The following is a 19,798-nucleotide window of genomic DNA, read 5'->3' as shown; positions in this document are numbered from 1 at the left end:
CTCGCCCACCCGTGGGAAAGCGGCGGGGCGACTTTGTCTTTAAGGAAAACGCGCGGCACATGCCCTCTCAACGGACCGATCAATGGGTGCTGCTCGGCAAGGGCAAAAGCTCGCAGGTGTTCAGGATATCGGAAGGCCAGATCATCAAGGTCTATCACGCGGCCGTTTCGGAGGACATGATCCAGCGGGAAATGGCGGCGGCGACCCTTGCGGCGTCGCATCGCCTGCCCACCGTCGCTCCGTCCAGCCGGACCAGCGTCGATGGCCTGCCGGCGCTGATCTACCCGGAAATCAGCGGCGGGTCGCTGACGGCCACCATCCGCAAAAAGCCCTACAGAGCGTCAGCGTTGCTGGGGCAGATGGCCGACCTGCTCGCCGCCATTCACGACCGGCCCGCAAACGGCCTGCGCACCGTCAATTCGGTACTGGAAACCGACATCAACTATGGCCCCGCTTCGGCCAGCCTGAAGGAAGCCGCCTGCTATTATCTTGGGCAACTACCGCAATCGGACCGTCTGCTGCATGGCGATTTTCACATCGACAATATCATCATGCGCGATGGCCAACCGGTCATTCTCGACTGGGCGAAAGCGGCGGTGGGCGATCCAGCAGCCGACATGGTGCGGGCCGAAATGCTGATGCGATTTGGCGAAGGCCCCGCCGATCCAGTCACGGCGCTCTGGCGCGATTGGGCAGCGGGACGCTTGAGCCGCGCCTATCGGAAACGCTCCGGCATGGACGCTGACCAACTGTCGCTCTGGCGCCCGGTCGTCGCTTTGGCCTGGCTCCGCGCCCGTCCCTCGGTCCGGGACCGGGCATTCCATGCCTATCTCAACCGGGCATTGGCCCAGGCGCAATTGCCGCTCTTCACCCCGTAACTTGCAGTTCCGCTGCGGCATGGCGTTTACCGGGCTTCGACTGACAATTCTCGCCCCGGACACAAAGCCGTTCGACCGCATTAGTCACCAGCATATTCAGCCCCTGCTCGCTCAGCAGCCCGCCCCGGATCAGGCAACGGTCAATCAGAACGCGCCGAAACGCCGAATAAAGTTCCTCGTCAGGTGCGCCGGGGTCCAGCCAAAATTCATCCAGCGTCCCTTTATAGACAACCCCCGGCACCTTGTAGACGGCATGGCCCAGCACCAGCACGGGCTTGCCCCGATTGAGGGCCAGCGTGCCCACGGTGCTGTTCACTGTCACCACGCCCAGCGACTTTCCCACCACCTGGGCAATATCCCAGTCGGCCAGGTAGAACACACGGTCGCTCACCCCATAGCGAGCCGCCAGCCGCCGCGTCAGCCGTTCCCAGGCGACCAGCCCGGAATCGAGCGGATGGCGCTTCACCAGCAGGGACGTTTCCGGCGGGGCATGGCGCGCAAAGCTTTTGATGACGAAGCGCAGCGCCGCCCGCATGTTGCCAAAGGGGGAATGCACCCGGATCTGATAATCCGAATCCAGCTGCAGCGGCAGGGTGAAATAGGGCTTGTCCCTGACCTTCTCCCATTCGGCCACCGATGCCCGCTTGTCGCCTTTGCGCAACATCAACTTCTTGAACCAGCCCGCCGCCTCCAGCGCGAAATTTTGTGGACGATGCGTCCGGTAAAAGGGAAAGGCGGGGCGCATGACCGCTGAAGCAAGGCCGTTGCGCGCGGTGTTCACGGCGCGTTGGCGGAAAGCGGACGGGACCTGCGGGTCCTTCCCACCGTCTTCGGGGGGCAGCTCCCGTGCCTGATCCAGAAACCATTGCGGGTCGAGCGGCAGGGTCGAATTGCCATTCACCCCATCTTCCTGCAACGTCATGAAGTCCGGGCGGATATAGCCTTCCTCGACAACATGGACGCGCAGCCCACGCAACCGCGCCATCTTGTGCGCGGACGCATGATAGGGCCTGCAATCGCCATAGAGGATGAGGTCCGTCACATCATGATGGACGATGAAGTCATCAAAAAACAGCGGCCAGTTGCGGAAAGTCCCGCGATAGTCGGTCGCCTCTCCCGGCCAATCGACCTTGTCGCCACCATTGATGTTGATGCGCAGCGCGCCATGGCCCCGCGCCCGCAAGGCATCTGCCAGCATCGCGAAAAAAGGTCCGTGAGGACCCTGCAGAAACAGGAAAGTCTGGACAGGCGCGTCAGCCATGGAAACGCTCAGCGGACAATGTCATGAATCTTTGTATTCTTCCCTGCATCATCCGCAACCGGATCAGCCACGATAGGGGTGGTGTTGATCCGCTCGCCATCCGCTCCACCATGATTTCAGGACCGCAGGGCAACCGCGTGACCGGGTCCAGATAGCGAGGATAGAGAATGAGGGCGGCGGCCACAAGCTGGTCGATCGTCAATTGGCGACCTCTGCGCCCATTAGGCTGGGCCAGGTCGCGTGTCAGCCCCCACCCGGCATAAAATGGCATGCCATGCACGGTCACCGGGCAATCGCGCAGCAACGCCTCAAACCCGGTAAGGGATGACAGCACATGCACATCGTCCACCGCCCGGACCAGAGCCATCAGCGGTGCGCCAGTATCGACAATGTCCGCAAGGCCCAGCACAGTCCCGTCATTCAGATGACCTCGCCGCAATCCCGCCTGAACATCAGGATGCGGGCGATAAATGACATAGGCGTCCGGTTCTACCTGTCGCGCCCGCTCCAGCAGCGCCAGATTTCCTGCGACTCCCGCTCCGCCTTGCTGAACCGACAGGTCATCCTCTACCTGCCCCACCACCAGCACCGTCCTTCGCCCTGCGGGAAGGTCGGGCATGCCGCCCGCTTCCAGCCCATATTTGGTGACGCCGCTTGCCCGGATGGCCGACCGCAAGCGACGGGCGCGATCGATCAGTGCAGGCGTAAAGTCATGAGTTGCCAACAGCGTTTCCAAATCGCTCGGCCCTCGCGCGTCATAATAGATGCCGCGCCGGTCGATCACCACCGATCCGGGCGGCGTCAGCGCAGCACCCAAACCCTTGGACCGGAGGAACCCATCCTCCACCTTCGCAATCGCTACGTCCCGCGCCTTGGCTTCATCCCCGAATGTTGCCGGGACCCGCGAAGGCCAGTAGGCGACGCCGCCCTTCTCCCTAGCCGCCTGACGCAGCGCGCCCCTTGGCGACAGAAATGGCGGGGATCTCACGCCGTCCCACAGAAAACGCCGCATCGCCTCCCGCTTCCACCAGGCCATCCCGGTCACCGCCGCGAAGCCGCGATTGGTCTCAAGCTGTCGACGCCACTCGCTCAGCTGAAACAGGACATCGCCGACACTGGCGGGATCGCCCGTAAAACAATTGCGATAGGACGCCGCACCCACCGCCCTACGCGCGACCTCTCGCAACCGCTCCGGGGGTATCTGGAGGCCGTCCGGCCCATGAACCGGGACGTTCATCAGGCCCGCGACGATGGCCAGCTCATCATCCTCCGACGCATGGACCGATTGCGCGCCGTCCATCAACGCCCAGGGGTCTGTCGCTCCGGTAAGCCGGGTGCCGCGCGTCGGCCTGTGCGCTCTGCCCACAACGGCGATTTCCGCTGCCGGGACATGGTCGATCATCCCCGGCACCACGGGCATGCCAGCGCGAATGATCACCCGAAACCCCGCCCGACACTGCCCCCAAAAATCGCCGCCCACCCGCGCTCTGGCGATGTCCTCCAGCAGTTCGTCGGAAACACGCTCCACGCCAACCGCGCCTGGCCTGCTGACCGCCGCAACGGCTGGGGCAATTCCCGGAAAGGGGGGCGAACGGAGAAAGGCAGCCCCGCTCATCAAATGATGCCTGCCCTCTCCGCATCAAGGCACAAACCGGAGGAATTACTGCGTTGTCGCAAGCCGATAGTAGCAATGGTCACGCAACGTCTATGGCTCTGCTGGCGGAGGAAGGTCAAGCGAAGGTCGCTACGTTCACATCATCCAGCAGCGTCATGACCCGGTCGAAATAACTGCTCCAGGTCGGCGCGCGCCATGCCGCGATACGCGCCTGCTGCGCCGCCCGCTCAGGCGAATCCGGCTGCCGATAGGCATCGATCAGGCTCAGCCATCCCAACCCGTCCAGCGGGTCCAGATAGTCGGGTGCGTCGCCTCCCACTTCGCGATGCGCAACGATGTCGCTGCAGATTACCGGCACGCCCGCCGCCAGCGCCTCGACCACCGGCATGCCGAACCCTTCCTCGAATGACGGCATCACCATTGCCCGCGCATGGGCGACAAGCTGCTGCATTTCATTGTCGGACAGTTCGCCCGCCTCGACCACATGGCCGCGCAATATCTCGCCACGTTCCAGATGATCGATGACATTCTCATTTTCCCAACCGCGACGGCCGATCAATATCAGCATCGGCGCTTCATCGCCCAGTCGCTCGATCAACCGCCGCCAGATGTTCAGCAGCAGCAGGTGATTCTTGCGCGGTTCGATGGTTGAAATATAGACGAAATAGGGCCGGGACGGTCTCTGGAAACCGTCCGTCGACGGCATGTCCGGCGGATCGGCACCGAAATGCGCGACGCAAAGCGCCCGTCCGGCCAGGCCTCTGCTCATATGCGGACCCAGCGCGTCTATGGTCGCCTGACTGTTACCGATGATGCCGTGCGCGAACCGATCGATGGTCCGCACGCGCCGCAGATGGTCGTGGGCGCCTTGGGGCCGGGCGAATTCGGGATGGGTGAGCGGGATGACATCATGCACCAGCGTCACGAACCGCGCTCCTTCCGCGCGCAAAATCGCGCCGACCTGATCGGGATCGTCCAGATGATGAGGCGAAACCTGCAAATAGACGCGTGCGCCCTTCGCGCGGGGGACAGGTCGCGGTCTCAACGCGATCAGATGACGGATGATGGCCGCCCGACCGACCTTTTCATCCGGCATGTCCGCATTGCGCCACCGCGCGGCGGTGAAGGCCAGAAATTGACGAACTGCCGCTGTATTCAGACGACCATAATAGCCGCCTGCCGGATGGACCGCTGCAAAGGCGAGCCGTTCGGGAATGCGCTGGAGCAGTTCGCGCGCATAGACGAACTCCACGCGGTCGATGCCGGTGGGAGCCGCATGAAAACTGCGCGAAAGCAGGCGCGACAGGTCCAATATGACCTCCGCCTTTCCGTCCTGTGCAGCAAAGATCGGGCTGGCAGGCTTGGCCCGAAGCGCCAGCCGCGCACCGGGAGCCTTGAACGGCTTGAGCGCCATCTTATCGCTTCCCTGTCCGATATTTTCCCTGCGGCCCGGCCCTCAAATCAGAACTGGGCACGAATCTCTTCCGCCAATGCCTCAAGCGCAGCCGGATCGGCGAAATTGCCCTGCGCATGTGCGGAAAAGCCCATCGGGCCGCCTGCCCAGCGCGGCACGATATGGACATGCAGGTGAAACACGGTCTGCCCGGCAGGCGCGCCGTTGAACTGGGCGACATGGATGCCATCGGGGTCCAGCGCCTTGTGCGTGGCGACCGCGACCTTCTTCACCGTCGCCATCACCTGCGCCAGCGCCTCCTCCTCGATCTCAAGGATGTTGCGGGCTTTCGACCATTTGGAAATGACCAGGCTATGCCCCTTCGACTGCGGCTGGATGTCGAGGAAGGCATATGTATGCGCATCCTCATACAGCTTGGTCGAAGGGATTTTTCCCTGCAGGATCAGTGCAAAGACATTGCCTTCGTCATAGGTGCCCTCAAGGCTCATGCCACCAGTCCTCAGCTCAGATATTGAGCCGTAGTCTTAGCGGCGACTTCCTCCGCCGTCACGCCCGACGCGAGTTCAACGAGCTTGAATGGGCTGTCATGGTCGGCGCGCATGAACACGCACAGGTCCGTCACGATCATATCGACCACATTTTTGCCGGTCAGCGGCAGGGTGCAGGCCGGAATGAACTTGGGGCTACCGTCCTTGGACGTATGCTCCATCACGACGATGATCTTCTTGACGCCCGCGACCAAATCCATCGCGCCGCCCATGCCCTTGATCATCTTGCCGGGGATCATCCAGTTGGCGATGTCGCCATTTTCCGCGACCTCCATCGCGCCCAGCACGGTCAGGTCGATATGCCCGCCCCGGATCATCGCAAAGCTGTCGGCGCTTGAAAAATAAGCGCTGTTCGGCAATTCGCTGATCGTCTGCTTGCCCGCATTGATCAGGTCGGCGTCCTCTTCGCCTTCATAAGGGAAAGGACCGATGCCCAGCATGCCGTTTTCCGACTGGAGCGTCACTTCCACGCCCGCCGGAATATGGTTCGCCACCAGCGTCGGAATGCCGATGCCAAGGTTGACGTAGAAACCGTCCTTCAGTTCCTTGGCCGCCCGCGCGGCCATCTCGTCACGAGTCCAGCCTTTGGTTTCCTGGGGCATCACGCGGTCTCCCTCTGGCGAACGGTGCGAAATTCGATCTTCTTTTCGTAGGGCGCGCCAATGATCATGCGCTTCACATAAATGCCGGGCAGGTGGATAGCGTCGGGGTCAAGGCTGCCCACCGGCACCACTTCCTCGACCTCCGCCACGCAGATTTTCGCAGCGGTCGCCATCGGCTGGTTGAAATTGCGCGCGGTCTTGCGGAAGATCAGGTTGCCGCTCTCGTCAGCCTTCCACCCCTTGATGATGGCGACATCGGCAAAAATCCCGCGTTCCAGGATATAGTCCTGCCCGTCGAAGACCTTGACCTCCTTGCCCTCGGCAACCGCCGTGCCGACGCCCGTCTTGGTGTAGAAGCCCGGAATACCCGCCCCGCCAGCGCGGCAGCGCTCCGCCAGCGTGCCCTGGGGGCAGAATTCCACCTCCAGTTCCCCTGCCAGATATTGCCGCTCGAACTCCTTGTTCTCGCCGACATAGGAGGAAATCATCTTTTTCACCTGCCGCGTGCGCAACAGCTTGCCCAGACCTTCGCCGTCAATTCCGGCATTGTTGGACGCGATGGTCAGGCCCTTGACCCCCGAATCGCGAATTGCGTCGATCAACCGTTCAGGAATTCCGCAAAGACCAAAGCCGCCAGCACATAAATGCATGCCGTCGAAGAGAAGGCCCTCCAACGCAGACGCAGCATCGGGGTAGAGCTTCTTCACCATCGCTTTTCCTTCATCCTGAACCCGCTCTGCCCATAGGGGTAAGGGATGGAAGGGTCAATTTGCTGCAACGGCGAAAGTAGCGCCCCGGTGTCCCTGCGAAGGCAGGAACCCAGTCTCGACCTCACCTTATCGTCGCGGCACATGAACTGGACTCCTGCCTGCGCAGGAGCACGTTGCCCGTTAAATCAGCCCCGCCAACGGACTCGACGGATCGGCATACATCCGCTTCCCCATCCGCCCGGCGCGATAGGCCATGCGCCCGGCTTCCACGCCAGCCTTCATAGCCGCCGCCATCAGCACCGGGTCCTTGGCCTCCGCGATAGCCGTGTTCATCAGCACCCCAGTGCAACCCAGTTCCATCGCCTCTGCCGCTTCCGACGCCGTGCCGACGCCCGCATCCACCAGCACCGGCAGCTTGGTGCCCTCCACGATCAGGCGGATCGTCACCCGGTTCTGAATGCCCAGCCCCGACCCGATCGGCGCGCCCAGCGGCATGATCGCCACCGCGCCCGCATCCTCCAGCCGCTTGGCCGCGATCGGATCGTCCACACAATAGACCATCGGCTTGAAGCCTTCCTTGGCCAGCACCTCGGTTGCGCGCAGCGTCTCCACCATGTCGGGATACAGCGTCCGCGCCTCGCCCAGCACCTCCAGCTTGACGAGGTCCCATCCGCCCGCCTCACGCGCCAGCCGCAGCGTGCGGATCGCCTCCTCACCAGTGAAGCAGCCCGCCGTATTGGGTAGATAAGTAATCTTCTTGGGATCGATGAAGTCGGTCAGCATCGGCGCCTTGGGGTCGGACACATTGACGCGCCGTACTGCCACGGTGACGATCTCCGCCCCCGAAGCCGCGACCGCCGCCGCATTCTGTTCGAAATTCTTGTATTTGCCCGTCCCGACAATCAGACGGGACCGGAATGTCTTGCCCGCGACGGTCCAGCTGTCATCCTCGACAGCCGATACATCCCCGCCGCCAACAAAATGCACGATCTCCAGATCGTCGCCATCCTCGACAAAAACTTGTGCCAATGTCGAACGCGGCACGACCTCCAGATTGCGCTCCACCGCCACCTTTTCCGGCACAAAGCCAAGTTCGCTCGCCAGTTCGGCCAGCGTCATGCCCGCCCGCACCCGGCGATGCTCGCCATTGATGGAGATCGATACTGTTCCGTCGACGTGCAATGCTCTGTCCTGTCTCTTACGAAAGAACGTGTCTCGACTTGGCGCGACACGAAAGGCTAAAGATCACCCTGCATATAGGGGCCGCCACGCCCCTGCCGCAACATGCTAAAGGGGGAATGCGATGGCCGACGCGCGGAAAATCTATGTGTTGAACGGCCCGAACCTCAACATGTTGGGCACGCGGGAACCGGAAATCTACGGCTATGACACGCTGGACGACATTGCCGAACGGATGGAGGATGCCGCAACCCGCGCCCATGTAGAAATCGATTTCCGCCAGTCCAACCATGAAGGCCATCTGATCGACTGGCTTCAGGAAGCACATGAGGAAGGGGCGCATGCCGTCATCTTCAATCCCGGCGGGCTGACCCACACTTCCGTCGCGCTGCATGACGCGATCAAGGGCATCAGCGTGCCCGTCATAGAGGTGCACCTGTCCAACCCGCACAAGCGCGAGCCTTTCCGCCACAAAAGCTATGTCGGCATGGCGGCCAAGGGAACGATCGCGGGTTTTGGCGCGATGTCGTATATGCTGGCGCTGGAAGCCGCGCTGGAACTTTAACTCGTCGCTCAAAAGTTGCGCTTCGGCCCAAATGCGCATAGGCGCGGGCATCGCATAAGACATTTCATCGTCCAGGGACTTCAAATGAACGATAAGGCTGAAAAGGGCGCAATGCAGGTCGACGTGCAGCTGGTGCGGGACCTCGCCGCGCTGCTCGACGACACCAATCTGACGGAAATCGAGGTGGAGGACGGCGATCGCAAGATCCGCGTCGCGCGAAAGGCGGCCAACGCCGCAGTCGCCTACGCGCCTGCGCCCGTCGCTGCTCCGGTGGCCGCACCCGCGGCGGTCGCCCCGGCACCTGCCGAAGCAGCCGCTCCCGCCGCCGCCAACGCCGTCCGCTCGCCCATCGTAGGCACCGCCTATCTCTCGGCTGAACCGGGCGCAGCGCCCTTCGCCGCCGTCGGTTCGACCGTGAAGGCAGGCGACACCGTGCTGATCGTCGAAGCGATGAAGGTCATGAACGCCATCACCGCGCCCAGCGCGGGCACAGTCAAGGCCGTGCTGGTCGATAACGGCCAGCCGGTCGAATATGACCAGCCGCTGATCGTCATCGAATAAGGCCGCGCGACACATGGCCATTGAAAAGCTGCTGATCGCCAACCGGGGCGAAATTGCGCTCCGCATCCACCGCGCCTGCCATGAAATGGGTATCAAGACCGTCGCGGTGCACTCCACCGCCGACGCCGATGCCATGCATGTGCGCCTCGCCGACGAAGCGATCTGCATTGGCCCGCCCGCGGCCAAGGACAGCTATCTGAACGTCGCCGCGATCATCTCCGCTGCTGAAATCTCCGGCGCGGACGCGATCCATCCGGGCTATGGCTTCCTGTCGGAAAACGCCCAGTTCGCGGAGATTGTGGAGGCGCATAACCTCGCCTTCGTAGGGCCGAAGCCCGAACATATCCGCATCATGGGCGACAAGGTCGAAGCCAAGCGCACCGCTGGCGCGCTCGGCCTGCCGCTGGTCCCCGGCTCCGACGGCGCACTTTCCAGCGTCGATGAAGCCAAGGCGGTCGCCGCAAAGATCGGCTATCCCGTCCTTATCAAGGCGGCATCGGGCGGCGGCGGTCGCGGCATGAAAGTCGTGCCCTCCGAAGACCTGCTCGAAACCTCGATGAAGCAGGCAGGCAGCGAAGCCAAGGCCGCCTTCGGCGACGACACCGTCTATATGGAAAAATATCTGGGCAACCCCCGGCATATCGAATTCCAGGTGTTCGGCGACGGCAACGGCAACGCCATTCATCTTGGCGAACGCGACTGCTCGCTCCAGCGCCGCCACCAGAAGGTATTGGAGGAGGCCCCCTCCCCCGTTCTCTCGACCGCCGAACGCGACAAGATGGGCGAAGTCGTGCGCAAGGCGATGGCCGACATGGGCTATCGCGGCGCGGGCACGATCGAGTTCCTTTGGGAAGACGGCGAATTCTATTTCATCGAAATGAACACCCGGCTTCAGGTGGAACATCCGGTGACCGAAATGATCACCGGCATCGACCTTGTTCGCGAACAGATCCGCGTCGCCGAAGGCAAGCCGCTTTCGGTCGAGCAGGCGGATATCGAGTTCAAAGGCCACGCCATCGAATGCCGCATCAATGCCGAAGATCCGCGCACCTTCGCGCCGTCGCCCGGCACCGTCACTAGCTATCATGTTCCCGGCGGCATGCACGTCCGCGTCGATAGCGGCCTCTATCAGGGCTACCGCGTCCCGCCCTATTACGACAGCATGATCGGCAAGCTGATCGTCTACGGCCGCACCCGCGAAGGCTGCATCATGCGCCTGCGCCGCGCGCTGGAAGAATATGTGATCGAAGGCATGAAAACCACGATCCCGCTTCACCAGAAACTGCTGACCGACCCGGACTTTCTCAATGGCGACTATACGATCAAGTGGCTGGAAGAGTGGCTGGCGCGCGAGGAATGACTGTGATGGCGCGCCAAGGGGGCTTTGCGCGCCATCTCAATATTTATTGAGTTAAGGGGGGAATGGGCATGCAAAAGGGCAAGATCGTCTTCACGGGGCATTTCCTGGAATATTTCATCATGTCCCTCGGTCTTATCCTGCTGTGCCTGATAACCCTGGGGCTCGCGCTGCCCTATTATGCTTATTGGAACTTCAAATATTTCTTCTCCAATATGGAAGTCGAAATCTACCAACCGGGCAATCCGGTCGAACGGACCCGATAAGGCAGGCACGATGAAGGCGACCATCTGGCACAACCCACGCTGCTCCAAATCACGGGCCGCGCTCGCGATCCTCGAAGCCACGCCGGGGGTTGAGGTTAAGCTGGTCGAATATCTAAAGACCCCGCCCACGCGCGCCGAGATCGAGGCGGTACTGGCGCAGACGGGCGTCCGTCCTTCCCAGGCCCTCCGCAAGGGCGAGGCAGTGGTCAAGGAAATCGGCCTCGACGTGAGCGACGACAAGGCCGTGCTGGACGCGATGGCCGCGCACCCCATCCTGATCGAACGCGCCATCGTCATCACCGACAAGGGCGCAGTCATCGCCCGCCCTCCCGAGCGGGTCAGCGAAATCCTCTAAGATATTCGATCGAGGCCGATCAAAAGTCGGCAAGGATTTTCACAGCCAATTCCTGGCTTCATCGCGTCTTTTCGAGTCAAATATCGACCGACAGGATTATGCACCTATACTTTTGCGCCCGGCCCGATCCGTTGCGGGGGCGCAAGGAACATGGCATAAAATGCGCTCTTTACGCTCGATCGGACATCGAGAAAGCATTGAAGTTCCTCCGCTGAAAGGCATGGCAATGCGGTACAAGGGATTCATGACTGCAGGACTGGCGTTGCTGGCTGGATGCGACGCTGGAGACAGTACGACTGGGAATTCCGCTGATACAGCCTCGTCGATGCCTCAGGCGGACGCAGCCGCGGCCCCGGCGACCGAAAAGGTGGATGTTGATTGCGACAAGTTCAAACCGCAAACCGCTGCTCGCGGCCAGCCGGCCGATGATATAGTCGGATTGCGAAATGGGATGACGCAGGATCAGGTTCGCGGAGTCCTGCTGTGCAAAAACGCAAGCTATGCGATCAACGTCAGCAAGAACAGCGCGTCGCTACCGTCCGGTGCCCAGATGTCGCAAATCAACCTGAATGCAGACACGGGCCTGGACAAGGTGAATGTATGGCTGCTTGGCCCGCCCGGCGGGGAACGGGTGGTTCATATAGACCGCACCACGGAATATCCCGTCGGCAAGGAACTGCCTATCGCCAATATAGCGCAGGAAGTGGCGGGCAAATATGGCATGTTCGACGATACCAACTCTGGCAACCAAAGTTCAGGCTGGATCGTCCGGGCACGGGATGGGGCTCGCATGACGAACAGCAACTCCAGCTATTTCGAATGCCGAAGCCATAGCCTGCGCACCGACAAGGTTCTTCCTTGCCTCCATGCCATCTCTTACCAAATCACGCCAAGCTCCCAGAATCCGGCTCTCGCATCCCGCTTCAACGTCGCCCTGACCAGCTTTGCCATGACCAATCAAATGGCTACCGCCACATCGGATTACCACGCCAAGGCAACGGAGCGGGCTGAACAACAGGCGGAAAAAGGCCAACTGGAACTCTGATCGGCCAGACCAGGGCACCAGTCCCGCGCAGTTGGGCGGCCTCTGCGCTCAACTGCCACGCCCCGACAACCCCACTGGAGCCACCCCGCATAACCCGCTATCCCCTGCGCCCATGGCCCAGAATCATCTCTACCTCGTCGACGGCAGCGGCTATATCTTCCGCGCCTATCATCAGCTTCCGCCGCTCACCAACAAGCATGGCCAGCCCGTCGGCGCGGTCTATGGTTACACCACGATGCTCTGGAAGCTGGCCGAGGAACTGGGCAAGGCGGAAGGCCCCACCCATCTCGCGGTAGTGCTGGACAAGGGCAGCCACACCTTCCGCAACGACATGTACGACCAGTATAAGGCGAACCGCCCGCCCGCGCCGGAGGATCTGGTCCCGCAATTCCCGATGATCCGCGACGCCACACGCGCCTTCTCTCTCCCCTGCATCGAGGAAGCGGGCTTCGAAGCTGACGACATCATCGCCAGCTATACGAAAGCCGCCGTCGCGGCTGGCTGGCACGTCACCATCGTCAGCTCCGACAAGGACCTGATGCAGCTCATCCAGCCCGGCGTCGACATGTACGACACGATGAAGAATGAGCGGCGCGGCGCGGACTATGTGATGACAAAGTTCGGCGTCCAGCCCGAACAGCTCGGCGACGTCCTCGCCCTGATGGGCGACAGCGTCGATAATGTCCCCGGCATCCCCGGCATCGGCCCAAAGACCGCAGCGAAACTCATCAGCGAATATGGCAGCTTGGAAGCCGCGCTCGACGCCGCGCCGTCGATGAAGAAATCGAAGATGCAGGAAAACCTCATCGCCCATGCCGACATGGCGCGCCTGTCGCGCCGCCTGGTCGCGCTGCATGATGCGATGGACCTGCCAGAGCCGCTGGAAGACCTGACGCTCAAGGGCATACCGCCCGAACCGCTACAGAATTTCCTGGAGCATCACGGCTTCAAATCACTTCTGACCCGCCTGGGCGCGCCTGCCGCTGCGGTCGCCATCGCAACCGCCGCCGCCGCCGTTTCCCAGGCGACGCCGCCCGCCGCACCCGTGCTCGAACAAGAACCGCCGATCGACCGCAGCCTCTACGAAACCGTCGTCACGCCGGAAGCTCTCGACCGCTGGATCGCCGCCGCTCACGCGGAGGGCGTCGTCGCCGTCGACACCGAAACCGACATGCTGGACTGCGTTTCCTGCGCGCTGGTCGGCATCAGCCTCGCCGTCGGGCCGAATGCCGCCTGCTATATCCCGGTCGGACATGGCGGGAAGGACATGTTCGCGGAAAAGCCTGATCAACTTCCGCTCGCCCTCGTCCTCGAAAAAATCAAGCCTCTGCTGGAGGACGACAGCGTCCTCAAGATCGGACAGAATCTCAAATATGACCTGACGGTTATGCGTCGTCACGGCATTGAAATCGCACCCTATGACGACACTATCGTCATGAGCTTCGACCTCGATGCAGGCCAGAGCCTGTCGGGTCACGGCATGGACGAAGCGGCCAAGACCCATCTCAACCACATATGCATCAGCTTCAAGGACGTGTGCGGCACCGGCAAGAACCAGATCAGCTTCGCCGAAGTCCCGCTCGACAAGGCGACCGAATATGCCGCAGAGGACGCCGACGTCACGCTGCGGCTATGGAAAATCTACAAGAGCCGCATCGCCAATGAAGGCGCGACCCGCGTCTACGAACTGGTCGACCGCCCGCTCGTCTCCGTCATCGCCAAGATGGAGCATGAAGGCATCAAGGTCGATCGCGAAGCCCTCGCGCGCCTGTCTGCCGAGTTCACGGCGGAAATCGCCCGGCTTGAAGGGGAAATCCACGCGATCGCCGGACAGCCCTTCGCCATCGGATCAACCCAGCAACTGGGCGCGATCCTGTTTGAAAAAATGGGCTACAAGGGCGGCAAGAAAGGCAAGTCCGGCGCCTATTCCACCGACGTCACCATCCTGGAACAGCTCAAGGTCCAGGGCGCAGAGATCGCCGGAAAAATCCTCGACTGGCGCCAGCTTTCAAAGCTCAAATCCACCTATACCGACGCTCTCCAGGCCCAGATCAACCGGGACAGCAGCCGCGTCCACACCAGCTATTCCCTGTCGGGCGCGCAGACCGGCCGCCTGTCCTCCACCGACCCGAACCTTCAGAATATTCCCATCCGCACCGAACTTGGCCGTCAAATCCGCCACGCCTTCGTCGCGGAACCGGGCAATGTCATCCTTGCTGCAGATTATAGCCAGATCGAACTACGCCTCGCCGCGCACATGGCCGACGTCCCCGCCCTCAAACAGGCCTTCGCCAATGGCGAGGACATTCACGCCGCCACCGCCCAGCAACTGTTCGGCGAAGTCAATCGCGACACCCGCGGTCGCGCCAAGACGATCAACTTCGCGATCCTCTACGGCATTTCCCGCTGGGGCCTCGCGGGTCGCCTCGAAATCACCGCCGACGAAGCGCAGGACATGATCAGCCGCTATTATGAACGCTTCCCCGGCATCAGCCTCTACATCACCGAAACGATCGAAAAGGCCCGTTCACAGGGCTATACCGAAACCCTGTTCGGGCGAAAAACCTGGTTCCCGCGTATCAAGGCTCCGATCCAGCACGAACGCCAGGGCGCCGAACGCGCCGCAATCAATGCCCCGATTCAGGGGACCAGCGCCGACATCATCAAACGCGCCATGGCTCGCATGGGACCGGCACTCGCCGCCGAAGGGCTGCACGATGTAAAAATGCTGCTCCAGGTCCACGACGAACTGGTCTTCGAACTGCCCGAACGGGACGTGGAACGCGCCAGCCCCATCATCCGCCATGTCATGGAAACCGCCGCCGAACCTATCGTGAAGCTCAGCGTGCCCTTGGGCGTGGAAATCGGCCACGGCCCAAGCTGGGGCGCGGCGCACTGACGACTGGATTGAACTACGTGCTCCTGCGCAGGCAGGAGCCCAGTTCCACCATCTCAGCTGGGCTCCTGCCTGCGCAGGAGCACACATCGCCGGGACCCGAACAGGCACCCGCAGCACCAAACGCCTCATTTCCGCGCGTAACGATCCTCATAGCGGACGATATCATCCTCCCCCACATAGGACCCGGTCTGCACCTCGATGAAGACCATCGGAATGCGTCCCGGATTCTCCATCCGGTGCATCGCGCCCACCGGCACATAGACGGACTGGTTTTCCGACAACAGCTGGACTTCGTCCCCGACAGTCACCTTCGCCGTCCCTTCGACCACGATCCAATGCTCCGACCGATGGAAATGGCTCTGCAGGCTCAATGACGCGCCCGGCAGCACGGTGATGCGCTTCACCTGGAACCGCGGCCCTACCACCAGGCTTTCATACCAGCCCCATGGCCGATGATCCTTGGGAAAAGCCTCCGCCTGTGGAGCGCCCTTGCGCTGCAATGCCTCCACGACCAGCTTTACGTCCTGCGTGCGTGACTTGTCCGCGATCAGCACCGCATCGTTCATCGCCACCGCAACGATATTGTCCAGGCCAAGCCCGACAATCTCCAGCCCGTCGCTTTCCGACCGCAGCAGCGTGTCGCGACAATCGAGCGCGGTTGCCGCCCCGGACAAGGCAACGCCATTTTCGTCCGGCCGCGAATGGCTCCACACTGCGTCCCAACCGCCCAGATCCGACCATTCCGCATCGAACGGGACCACTGACAGATTATCCGCCCGCTCCATGATCGCATAGTCGATGGCAACGCTTTCCGCTGCGCCCCATGGCTCCGCTGCCAGCCGCAGGAAGCCCAGATCGCTTTCAGCCTGATCGACCGCCGCCCGCACCGCCGACAATATGGCGGGGGCATGTTTTTCGAACGCTGCAATCAGGTCCTTGGCGGCAAAGAGGAAGATGCCCGCATTCCACAGATAATTGCCCGTCGCCAGCATCTCCTCCGCGCGCGCGGCGCTGGGCTTTTCGACAAAGCTGGAAAGCCTGATCGGCTCACCCGAACCGTCCGGTCGACGTTCCGCCTCCAGATAGCCATAACCAGTCTCCGGCCGCGTCGGGCTGATGCCGAAGGTGACAAGGTCGCCAGCCTCTGCCGCGACCAAACCCTTTTCGACAGCCTGATGGAAAGCGGCCACGTCCGGCACGACATGATCGGAAGGCGCGACCAGCATGATGGCGTCGGGCTTGCTGGCAACCAGATGCAGCGCCGCCGCCAATATGGCGGGCGCGGTGTTGCGCCCTTCCGGTTCGATCAGGATCGCCTGCGGATCGATATTCTCCTTCGCCAACTGCTCCGCGATGATGAAGCGGAACAGCGAATTGGCGAGGATCAGCGGTCGGGCAAAGGAAAACTGCTCGCCCCCGCCGGACAGGCGCCGCGCCACCGATTGGAACAGCGTGGTTTCGCCCAAAAGGGGGACGAACTGCTTGGGATAGGATTTGCGCGACAGGGGCCAAAGCCGGGTTCCCGACCCGCCCGCCAGGATGACGGGTGTGACCTCGGCATGGGATGCGTTGCGTGTCGACATGAAACCCTGATCGCTAAATGAAACCTGGCGAGAAGCTCTATAGGATCAATCGCGGGAGGCAAGGGCCAGCGGCTCCCCGCCCGCTTTCCTCGGCCCCATGAAAAAAGGACGGCACGATGGCCGTCCCTGCTTAGTCGAACAGCTCTTCCAGAAAGCTCTTCTTGCGTTTCTTCTGATAGTAGCGGCCATCATCGCGATAGTCGCGATCCGGGCGGTAATGGGGCTGTTGCTGTTGCTGGGGCGGTGGCGGCGTGGCTGCAACCGAAGCGGATCGCTCGATAATCTTGTCGAGTTCGCCCCGGTCCAGCCACACACCACGACATTGCGGGCAAAAGTCGATCTCCACGCCCTGCCGGTCCGTCATGGAAAGTCCCACATGGCAGACCGGGCAGAGCATCGCCGACACGGCTTCAGACGTTCGCATCATTATTCCCGTTCGCCCGTCAGGTGCAGCAGCATCTGGAACAGGTTGACGAAGTTCAGGTACAGCGACAGCGCGCCCATGACCTGCATCTTCTGCGCCATCTCATGACCGGCATAGACGAAATATTCCGACTTGATGCGCTGCGTATCCCAGGCGGTCAGGCCGGTAAAGATCACGACGCCCAAAATCGAAACGACCATCTGCAAAGCCGACGATCCGATGAAGATATTGACGACCATCGCCACCAATATGCCGATCAGGCCCATCATCAGGAACGAACCCATCTTGGTAAGGTCGCGGCCGGTCGTATAGCCCCACAGCGCCATCGCCAGGAACATCACCGCGGCCGAGAAGAAGGCCTGCGCGATGCTGCCCCCGGTAAACACCAGGAAGATGCTGGCCAGCGACACGCCCATCACGGCGGAAAAGGCCCAGAAAGCCATGCGTGCGCCCGCCGTCGTCATCTTTTCGATGCGAAAGCTGAAGAAAAACACGAAGGCCAAAGGCGCAAAGATCGCAACCCATTTCAGCGGCGTGCCGAAAATCGCGGCGGCCAGCACCGGCGTATTGCCGATGAAGGCGGCGACCAGCCCGGTGATAACCAGGCCAATGCCCATGTTGCGAAATACGCCCAGCATATGACTGCGCAGCCCGGCGTCATATTGCGCCGCCTGCGCCGTCCCGTAATTGGGTGTACGAACGGGATTGTTCACGGCGTTAAAACTCCATCCTTCAAAGTCATCATGTGGATCGAGTGGCCCGGCACGGTCTTCGCAAGGCTGGAGGGGGTTCAGCCCCACGAACCTGCACCGAGCGCACTCGATGCGGTCCGACATCGCGGCTGGATCAAAATCCATCCGCCAGAGGGGCCCGGCCCGCTCTAGCAATATCGGTACAGAACCACGCTCGCGCAAGGGACCGAGCCCATAGCAACAATTTGTTACACATGAGCGCGCCAGATAAAGCGACATCGTCACCGGTTGACGACCGCCGTGAACCGCCCCATGGCTGCGCCTCATGAGCGACCAGTTCACCCCCGACGAACAGCATGTGAGCGCGCCCCTGCGCCTCTTCAACAGCCTGACGCGCACGGTCGATCCGTTCGCCCCGCTCGATCCGAACCATGCCCGCGTCTACAGCTGCGGCCCGACCGTCTACAACTATGCCCATCTGGGCAATCTGCGCGCCTATGTGTTCACCGACACGCTGCGCCGCACCTTGTTGTGGAAGGGAATGGATGTAACCCACATCATCAACATCACTGACGTGGGCCATCTGACCAGCGACGCCGATGCCGGGGATGACAAGATGGAAGCCGCCGCCCGCGCCCAGGCGAAGAGCATCTGGGACATAGCCGCCCATTACACGCACGCGTTCAAGCAGAATATCGCCGACCTCAACATCCTGCCGCCCAGCGAGTGGACGGTCGCGACCGATTACGTCCCGCAAATGATCGAATTCGCGAAAAAGATCGCGCCCGATCATTGCTACGAACTGGACAGCGGCCTTTATTTCGACAGCAGCACGGTGCCTGATTATGGCGCGCTGGCAGGCGGACGGGATGACGCCGCCCACGCCCGCATCGACCCGATCGCGGGCAAGCGCAACCCGTCCGACTTCGCCATCTGGCGCAAATCCCCGCCCGGCGAACAGCGGCAGATGGAATGGGATTCCCCTTGGGGCAAAGGCGCACCGGGCTGGCACCTTGAATGTTCGGTGATGAGCCAGGCGCGGCTGGGCCATCCGTTCGACATCCACACCGGCGGCATCGACCATCGCGAAATCCATCATCCCAACGAAATCGCGCAGAACCAGGCCTATTGCGGCTGCACCGATGCGCAGCCCGGTTTCACCGGTGCACGCTGGTGGATGCACAATAACTTCCTCGTGGACCGCCAGGGCAAGATGAGCAAGTCCAAGGGCGGCTTCACCACTCTCTTCTCGCTCATTGACGCGGGCGTCCACCCGCTCGCCTATCGCCTGCTGTGCCTGGGCGCGCATTATCGCAGCGAACTCGAATTCAGCGCGGACAGCGTCGGCGCGGCGCTCACGCGGCTCAAGCGCCTGATCATGGCGGTGGAAGGGCTGAAAGGTCGGGCAGAGGGCGTAACCTGGCAGTCGCCGCGGCTCGATTATCTGCGCGCAAACCTGCATCCAAAGCTCGCGCCCTTGCTGGAACAGTTTGACGCGGCGATCAGCGACGACCTGATGACCCCGCGCGCCCTGCCCCTGCTGGAAGAGGCGATTGCGCTCAAGAAGGTGCCCGTCGATGAAAAGCTATGCCTGATCGCGGCCTTCGACCAGGCGCTGGGGCTGAACCTGCTCACCGTGACGCGTGCGGACCTGCGCCTCACGCCAAAAGACGCGCAGATGACGCCTGAGGCGGTGGAGGCGGAACTGGACCGGCGGCAGGCTGCCCGCGCCGACCGGGATTTCGCCTTGTCGGATGAGATCAGGGACACCCTGGTCGAACGCGGGATCGATGTCATGGATGGTGATCCCCTACGCTGGGAATGGCGACCGAACCTGGGGTAAA

The 19,798-nt window shown here is 62.0% G+C and carries 19 protein-coding genes; 9 read left to right on the top strand and 10 right to left on the bottom strand.

Annotation, left to right across the window (positions count from 1 at the left end):
* Positions 1-59: 59 nt before the first annotated feature.
* A complete protein-coding gene (locus ACI3KQ_RS08175) occupies positions 60-878 on the top strand; it encodes a phosphotransferase family protein (protein ID WP_404956483.1) in 819 nt (272 codons plus the stop codon).
* Here ACI3KQ_RS08175 and ACI3KQ_RS08170 read toward each other — a convergent pair.
* From ACI3KQ_RS08170 to thiS, 7 genes are all read right to left on the bottom strand, one after another.
* A complete protein-coding gene (locus ACI3KQ_RS08170; RefSeq protein WP_404956481.1) occupies positions 868-2,139 on the bottom strand; it encodes a capsule biosynthesis protein in 1,272 nt (423 codons plus the stop codon). The genes ACI3KQ_RS08175 and ACI3KQ_RS08170 overlap by 11 nt on opposite strands.
* Positions 2,132-3,754 (bottom strand): beta-3-deoxy-D-manno-oct-2-ulosonic acid transferase, encoded by a 1,623-nt coding sequence (locus tag ACI3KQ_RS08165; protein WP_404956479.1) that lies wholly within the window; start codon positions 3,752-3,754, stop codon positions 2,132-2,134. The genes ACI3KQ_RS08170 and ACI3KQ_RS08165 overlap by 8 nt, the downstream gene beginning before the upstream one ends.
* A 115-nt stretch (positions 3,755-3,869) precedes the next feature.
* On the bottom strand, positions 3,870-5,168 hold the full coding sequence (locus tag ACI3KQ_RS08160; RefSeq protein ID WP_404956477.1) for a glycosyltransferase family 4 protein: 1,299 nt from the start codon (positions 5,166-5,168) through the stop codon (positions 3,870-3,872).
* Between the two features lie 47 nt (positions 5,169-5,215).
* The gene (locus tag ACI3KQ_RS08155) at positions 5,216-5,656 is read right to left on the bottom strand and encodes an HIT family protein (RefSeq protein WP_404956475.1); all 441 of its coding nucleotides are present in this window, start codon (positions 5,654-5,656) and stop codon (positions 5,216-5,218) included.
* 11 nt (positions 5,657-5,667) lie between these two features.
* On the bottom strand, positions 5,668-6,318 hold the full coding sequence (locus ACI3KQ_RS08150) for a CoA transferase subunit B (RefSeq protein WP_404956551.1): 651 nt from the start codon (positions 6,316-6,318) through the stop codon (positions 5,668-5,670).
* Positions 6,318-7,028: a CoA transferase subunit A gene (locus ACI3KQ_RS08145; protein ID WP_404956473.1), complete on the bottom strand. Its 711-nt coding sequence runs from the start codon at positions 7,026-7,028 to the stop codon at positions 6,318-6,320. The genes ACI3KQ_RS08150 and ACI3KQ_RS08145 overlap by 1 nt, the downstream gene beginning before the upstream one ends.
* 180 nt (positions 7,029-7,208) lie before the next feature.
* On the bottom strand, positions 7,209-8,210 hold the full coding sequence (thiS, locus tag ACI3KQ_RS08140; protein ID WP_404956471.1) for a sulfur carrier protein ThiS: 1,002 nt from the start codon (positions 8,208-8,210) through the stop codon (positions 7,209-7,211).
* A 121-nt stretch (positions 8,211-8,331) separates the two neighbouring features.
* Here thiS and aroQ point away from each other — a divergent pair, with 121 nt between their 5' ends.
* From aroQ to polA, 7 genes are all read left to right on the top strand, one after another.
* Positions 8,332-8,772, top strand: coding sequence for a type II 3-dehydroquinate dehydratase (gene aroQ, locus ACI3KQ_RS08135; protein WP_404956469.1), 441 nt, complete (start codon positions 8,332-8,334; stop codon positions 8,770-8,772).
* Positions 8,773-8,856: 84 nt separating this feature from the next.
* The gene (gene accB / locus ACI3KQ_RS08130) at positions 8,857-9,333 is read left to right on the top strand and encodes an acetyl-CoA carboxylase biotin carboxyl carrier protein (protein WP_404956467.1); all 477 of its coding nucleotides are present in this window, start codon (positions 8,857-8,859) and stop codon (positions 9,331-9,333) included.
* Positions 9,334-9,346: 13 nt separating this feature from the next.
* A complete protein-coding gene (accC, locus tag ACI3KQ_RS08125; RefSeq protein ID WP_404956465.1) occupies positions 9,347-10,693 on the top strand; it encodes an acetyl-CoA carboxylase biotin carboxylase subunit in 1,347 nt (448 codons plus the stop codon).
* Positions 10,694-10,761: 68 nt separating this feature from the next.
* Positions 10,762-10,956, top strand: coding sequence for a DUF898 domain-containing protein (locus tag ACI3KQ_RS08120; RefSeq protein ID WP_167303846.1), 195 nt, complete (start codon positions 10,762-10,764; stop codon positions 10,954-10,956).
* 10 nt (positions 10,957-10,966) lie between these two features.
* A complete protein-coding gene (gene arsC / locus ACI3KQ_RS08115) occupies positions 10,967-11,311 on the top strand; it encodes an arsenate reductase (glutaredoxin) (RefSeq protein ID WP_404956463.1) in 345 nt (114 codons plus the stop codon).
* 451 nt (positions 11,312-11,762) lie between these two features.
* On the top strand, positions 11,763-12,356 hold the full coding sequence (locus ACI3KQ_RS08110) for a hypothetical protein (protein ID WP_404956461.1): 594 nt from the start codon (positions 11,763-11,765) through the stop codon (positions 12,354-12,356).
* 112 nt (positions 12,357-12,468) lie between these two features.
* Positions 12,469-15,255 carry a DNA polymerase I gene (gene polA / locus ACI3KQ_RS08105; protein WP_404956459.1) on the top strand — a complete coding sequence of 929 codons (2,787 nt, stop codon included), beginning with the start codon at positions 12,469-12,471 and terminating at the stop codon, positions 15,253-15,255.
* Positions 15,256-15,380: 125 nt separating this feature from the next.
* Here the strand turns inward: polA and ACI3KQ_RS08100 are convergent, their stop codons facing one another.
* The 3 genes from ACI3KQ_RS08100 to ACI3KQ_RS08090 all read right to left on the bottom strand — a co-directional run bounded on the left by ACI3KQ_RS08100 (position 15,381) and on the right by ACI3KQ_RS08090 (position 17,975).
* On the bottom strand, positions 15,381-16,838 hold the full coding sequence (locus ACI3KQ_RS08100) for a mannose-1-phosphate guanylyltransferase/mannose-6-phosphate isomerase (RefSeq protein WP_404956457.1): 1,458 nt from the start codon (positions 16,836-16,838) through the stop codon (positions 15,381-15,383).
* Between the two features lie 130 nt (positions 16,839-16,968).
* Complete coding sequence (locus ACI3KQ_RS08095) at positions 16,969-17,262, bottom strand: zf-TFIIB domain-containing protein (RefSeq protein ID WP_404956549.1); 294 nt, start codon at positions 17,260-17,262, stop codon at positions 16,969-16,971.
* A gap of 2 nt (positions 17,263-17,264) precedes the next feature.
* Positions 17,265-17,975, bottom strand: a complete 711-nt coding sequence (locus ACI3KQ_RS08090; protein ID WP_404956455.1) for a Bax inhibitor-1/YccA family protein — start codon at positions 17,973-17,975, stop codon at positions 17,265-17,267.
* A 304-nt stretch (positions 17,976-18,279) separates the two neighbouring features.
* Here ACI3KQ_RS08090 and cysS point away from each other — a divergent pair, with 304 nt between their 5' ends.
* Positions 18,280-19,797: a cysteine--tRNA ligase gene (gene cysS, locus ACI3KQ_RS08085; protein ID WP_404956453.1), complete on the top strand. Its 1,518-nt coding sequence runs from the start codon at positions 18,280-18,282 to the stop codon at positions 19,795-19,797.
* Position 19,798: the final 1 nt, after the last annotated feature.

Origin of the sequence: Sphingobium sp. ZW T5_29 (genome assembly GCF_044987515.1) — a bacterium.
GTDB lineage: Bacteria > Pseudomonadota > Alphaproteobacteria > Sphingomonadales > Sphingomonadaceae > Sphingobium.
The sequence above is the reverse complement of the archived record's forward strand: the minus strand, read 5'-3'. Positions and strand labels throughout refer to the sequence as shown.